This is a genomic window from Pseudonocardia sp. McavD-2-B (assembly GCF_024124365.1).
Taxonomy (GTDB): domain Bacteria; phylum Actinomycetota; class Actinomycetes; order Mycobacteriales; family Pseudonocardiaceae; genus Pseudonocardia; species Pseudonocardia alni.
Genome location: NZ_JAMXSG010000395.1, coordinates 1 through 3,977, shown reverse-complemented (window position 1 = coordinate 3,977; position 3,977 = coordinate 1). Strand labels below are relative to the sequence as shown.

Sequence of the window (3,977 nt, the reverse complement as noted above, 5' to 3'; positions counted from 1 at the left end):
GCCCGCGCCGCGCGGAGCCCGGGACCGCCCACCGGGGCCGTCGGGGTCGTACCCGCCCGGGTCGCGGCCCAGGCGCTGCCGCAGCCGGCCGACGGCGTCGTCCGGGCCGAGGCGCTGGCGCAGCACACGCAGACCGGCGACGAGCAGCACGACCAGCGTGGTCACCGCCATCGCCGGGAACGCGTTGATCAGCGGGGCGCCCGCCATGAGCAGGCTCTGCGCCGTGCCGCCGCCGGACGGGGCGCCGATCAGCACCGCGACCAGCGGCACGACGACGGCGAGCAGCAGCGGCGGCTGCACGGCCGGCAGGAACAGCCCGCGCCGGCGGACCCAGGACACCGCGAGCACGCAGCCGAGCAGGTAGCAGACCTCGAACACCCGGCCGACGGTGCCGATCCGTAGCAGGTCCACCAGGACCCCGAGGGCGGTGGTACCGACGGCCAGACCGGTGGCCGCGAGCGGCGGGACACCGAGGACCGGGGGGAGCAGGGACCGCTCACGCACCGGCCAGCCACCGCGCGCGGGGGCTGGGCCCCGGCCGGGCCGGCGGGCCGAGCTCGATCGGGCCGTGGTCACCCGGTCAGCCTAACCCCTCCCGCCACGGTGTCCCGGTCGCCTCGTCGCGTGCCGTGTCGCCGTCGCCGAACGTGCCCGGATGTGCGCCGTCGGGTCGGCCACCGCCGGATCGGGTGCCGTCCGACCGGTTGTGGTCGGGCCGCCCGAGGTCCTCGAGGGACACCAGCGAGTCCCCGGCGGAGGCGACCAGCTCGGGCGCGGAGACGCCGCGCGGGGTCCGGTCGACCGTCGCGGGCGTCCCCAGCTCGGTGTCGGACACCTGCAGCTCGGTGAACTTCCGGGCGCTCACCAGGACCCGCGCCTCCAGCGAGGAGACGGTCCGGTTGTAGCTGTCCACCACCGCGTCCAGGCTGCGGCCGAGCTTCGCGACGTGCGTGCCCATCGTCGCGAGGCGCCCGTGCAGCTCGCGCCCGAGCCGGTGCACCTGGGCGGCGTTGCGGGCCAGGGCCTCCTGCTTCCAGCCGTAGGCGACGGTGCGCAGCAGCGCGACCAGGGTGGTCGGCGTCGAGAGCACGACGTTGCGGCCGAAGGCGTACTCCAGGAGCCCCGGGTCCGAGCGCAGCGCCGCCTCCAGGAACGGGTCGCCCGGCACGAACAGCACCACGAACTCCGGTGTCGGCTCGAACGACTCCCAGTAGGCCTTGGCCGAGAGCTGGTCCACGTGCGTGCGCAGCTGCCGGGCGTGCGCCGCGAGCCGTTCGGTGTGCACGTCCGGGTCCGAGGCCTCGACCGCCTGCAGGTAGGCCGCGAACGGCACCTTCGCGTCGACGACGACCTGCTTGCCGCCCGCGAGCCGGACCAGCATGTCCGGGCGGACCCCGCCGTCCTCCCCGGCGGCGGACACCTGGGTGGAGAAGTCGCAGTGCTCGAGCATGCCGGCCATCTCCGCGACCCGCTGCAGCTGCATCTCGCCCCACCGGCCCCGTACCTGCGGCGCCCGCAGCGCGTTGACCAGCGCCTTCGTCTCGGTACCGAGCTTGTCCGAGCTCGCCGCCATCGCCCTGACCTGCTCGCGGAGCCCGGCGTAGGCGGACTCGCGCTCCTTCTCCACCGTCCGCAGCTGCCCCTCGACCCGGCCCAGCGCCGCCGAGACCGGGTCGAGCAGCTGCTCGACGGCCTTCGCGCGGGCGGCCTGGTCGCCGTCGGCCTTCGCCGCGAGCGCGGCGGTCGCCTCCTTGAGCCTGCTCTCCGCCAGCGCCACGAACGCCTCGTTGTTGCGGGCCAGCGCGTCCTGCGACAGCGCGGCGAAGGAGTCCTTCAGCTCGGCCTCGCGGCGCACCGTCGCGGCCTCGGCCCCGGCCCGGGCCTCCCGCTCGGCGCGCAGCGCGGCGGTGGCTCCCGCGGCGTCGGACTCGGCCCGCCGGGCGCGGATCGTCGCGTCGTCGAGGGACTCGTGCAGCTCCTCGACCCGTTCGAGCAGCGCGGCGCGCTCGGCGCGCAGGCCCGCCGCGTCGGCCCGGGTGGTGGCGGCGGTGTTCGCGGCCGCCCGGGCCGCCTCGGCCGCCTCGGCCCGGAACCGGGCGGCGGCCACCGACCAGACCACGGCGGCGGCGACCGCCGCACCGAGCAGCGATCCGAGGAGCAGGCTGAGGACGTCCACCCCCGCAGCGTGCACCGCACCCCCGACAGTTCCGTGTCGCCGCAGCTCAGTGGCGTGTCCGGAGCCGGGTGTTTCGCACGGGCACGCACGGGGACGGCCGGCGGCCGGCCGGGTTGCCCCGGCGAGGCGGATGCCACGCCGGGCGAACCGGTTCGCGATGCACACGTCTTTCCCGGTGTCGGACCTTCGGGGGGCCGACGGTCCGGGCCGGGGGGCCCGGGCGCACCGCGAGAGTGAGAGAGGTACCTGTGATGACCACCCGACTCGCCCGCACCATCGGCCGTGGGGCCGCCACGACCACCGCCGCCCTGGCGGTCGCCGCCGCGGCCGTGCTCGTCCCGGCCGGGGTCGCCTCGGCCGCACCCGCGACGCCGGCGGGGGACCCGGCGCCCAGTGCCTGCCGCCCGGCGAACCAGCAGGCGACCATCCACCCGGCCCCGGGCAGCGCCGGCCACCGTCACTACACGGTCGTGCTCAGCGCGGCCCCGGGCACGTCGCCGTGCCTGCTGTCCGGATCGCCGTCGGACCTGGTGTTCAGCCTGAACGGCTCGCCGCGCGCCTCCGAGGTCGCGGTGCCCTACGGCGATCAGACCCGCGCCGTCGAGTTCGGGCCGGGTGAGCCCGTGCAGTTCGACGTGCAGGTCCGCAGCTCCGCCGGACCCGCCCGGGCGAACGAGCTGGAGTTCTCGCTGCACGGTCCCGGGGGTGACGTCCCGGGCGGCTTCCTGGCCCGGGGACCGATCGGCGTCGACGCCGGCATCCAGGTCGGCCCGGTCACCGAGCGCTGACCCGGGGCGCCGCCCGGGACCACCGGTCACGCGGCGGCCGCGGTGCGCGATCCGCGGCCGCCGCGGCGGTGTCAGACCGCCTCGTGCTCCAGCAGCCACCGCTTCACGGCCAGGCCGTAGCGGAACCCGCCCAGGCTCCCGTCGGTGCGCAGCACCCGGTGGCACGGGACGAACAGCGCCGCCGCATTGAACGCGCAGGCACCCGCCGCGGCCCGCACCGCCGCGGGGCGGCCGGTCTTCTCGGCGTAGCCGGTGTAGGTGACCGGTGCCCCCGCGGGGACGGTCCGCAGCACGTCCCACGCCAGCTCCCGGTAGGGGCCGGACCGCTGGCGGACGGGCACGTCGTCGATCACCGACAGGTCGCCGCCGTGGTAGCGGTCGACCGCCTCGCCGACCGCACCGAGGTCGCCCTCGACCACGGTCGCCGGGGACAGCGAGCGGTGCACCAGGGCGAGCAGCTCGCCGACCGAGGCGGTCCAGCCGGAGGCGAGGACGTGTCCGTCGTCGTCGACGACGGCGGTGAACGGCCCGGCCGGGGTGTCCCGTGTGGACCACGTCGCTGTGCTCATGCGCTCCTCCGAGGAGTGGTGGTGGCGGCGGACGTCGCGGCCCGCCAGAGATGGGTGGCGGCGTAGGACCGCCAGGGGGCCCAGGCGTGGGCGCGCGCGGTGAGCGCCGCCTCGTCGCCGGGCAGTCCGAGCGCCTCGGCCCCGCGGCGCACCGCGAGGTCGGAGGCGAGCAGCTCGTCGGGATCGCCCAGGACGCGCATGGCCAGGTAGCCGGCGCTCCATGGACCGATCCCGGGCAGCGCGCACAGCTCGGCGCGCAGCCCGTCCGGGTCGCGCCCGGGGTCGAGGGCGAGGGTGCCGTCGGCGAGCGCGGCACACAGCCCCCGCAGCGACGACGCCCGCCGCGCCGGCCCCGCGATGTCGGCGTCGGCGAGGGCCCGCGGCCCGGGGAACAGCAGGTGCAGCCCGTCGTCGTCGCGCAGCTCGGCGGGCAGCGGCGTCCCG

General features: G+C 77.1%; 5 protein-coding genes. 1 reads left to right on the top strand and 4 read right to left on the bottom strand.

What is annotated here, in order from left to right; translation table 11 throughout:
* Both NH602_RS29050 and NH602_RS29045 read right to left on the bottom strand, forming a co-directional pair.
* Positions 1–504 (bottom strand): DUF6542 domain-containing protein (locus NH602_RS29050; RefSeq protein ID WP_374210276.1); only part of this gene is annotated, 504 nt, incomplete at its 3' end.
* A gap of 76 nt (positions 505–580) precedes the next feature.
* Positions 581–2,176 carry a DNA recombination protein RmuC gene (locus NH602_RS29045; RefSeq protein WP_073577702.1) on the bottom strand — a complete coding sequence of 532 codons (1,596 nt, stop codon included), beginning with the start codon at positions 2,174–2,176 and terminating at the stop codon, positions 581–583.
* 251 nt (positions 2,177–2,427) lie between these two features.
* Between NH602_RS29045 and NH602_RS29040 the strand changes: the two genes are divergently transcribed.
* Complete coding sequence (locus NH602_RS29040; RefSeq protein ID WP_073577703.1) at positions 2,428–2,964, top strand: hypothetical protein; 537 nt, start codon at positions 2,428–2,430, stop codon at positions 2,962–2,964.
* Positions 2,965–3,035: 71 nt separating this feature from the next.
* Here the strand turns inward: NH602_RS29040 and NH602_RS29035 are convergent, their stop codons facing one another.
* Entirely contained in the window at positions 3,036–3,533 is a 498-nt protein-coding gene (locus NH602_RS29035) for a methylated-DNA--[protein]-cysteine S-methyltransferase (protein WP_253069470.1), read from the bottom strand.
* Positions 3,530–3,977: DNA-3-methyladenine glycosylase (locus NH602_RS29030; protein ID WP_374210275.1), on the bottom strand; the 448-nt coding region annotated here is incomplete at its 5' end. The genes NH602_RS29030 and NH602_RS29035, both read right to left, overlap by 4 nt.

Coding starts and splice junctions, on each gene's coding strand:
- NH602_RS29040 (WP_073577703.1), top strand. CDS start 2,428: ATGACCACCCGACTCGCCCGCACCATCGGCCGTGGGGCCGCCACGACC.
- NH602_RS29035 (WP_253069470.1), bottom strand. CDS start 3,533: ATGAGCACAGCGACGTGGTCCACACGGGACACCCCGGCCGGGCCGTTC.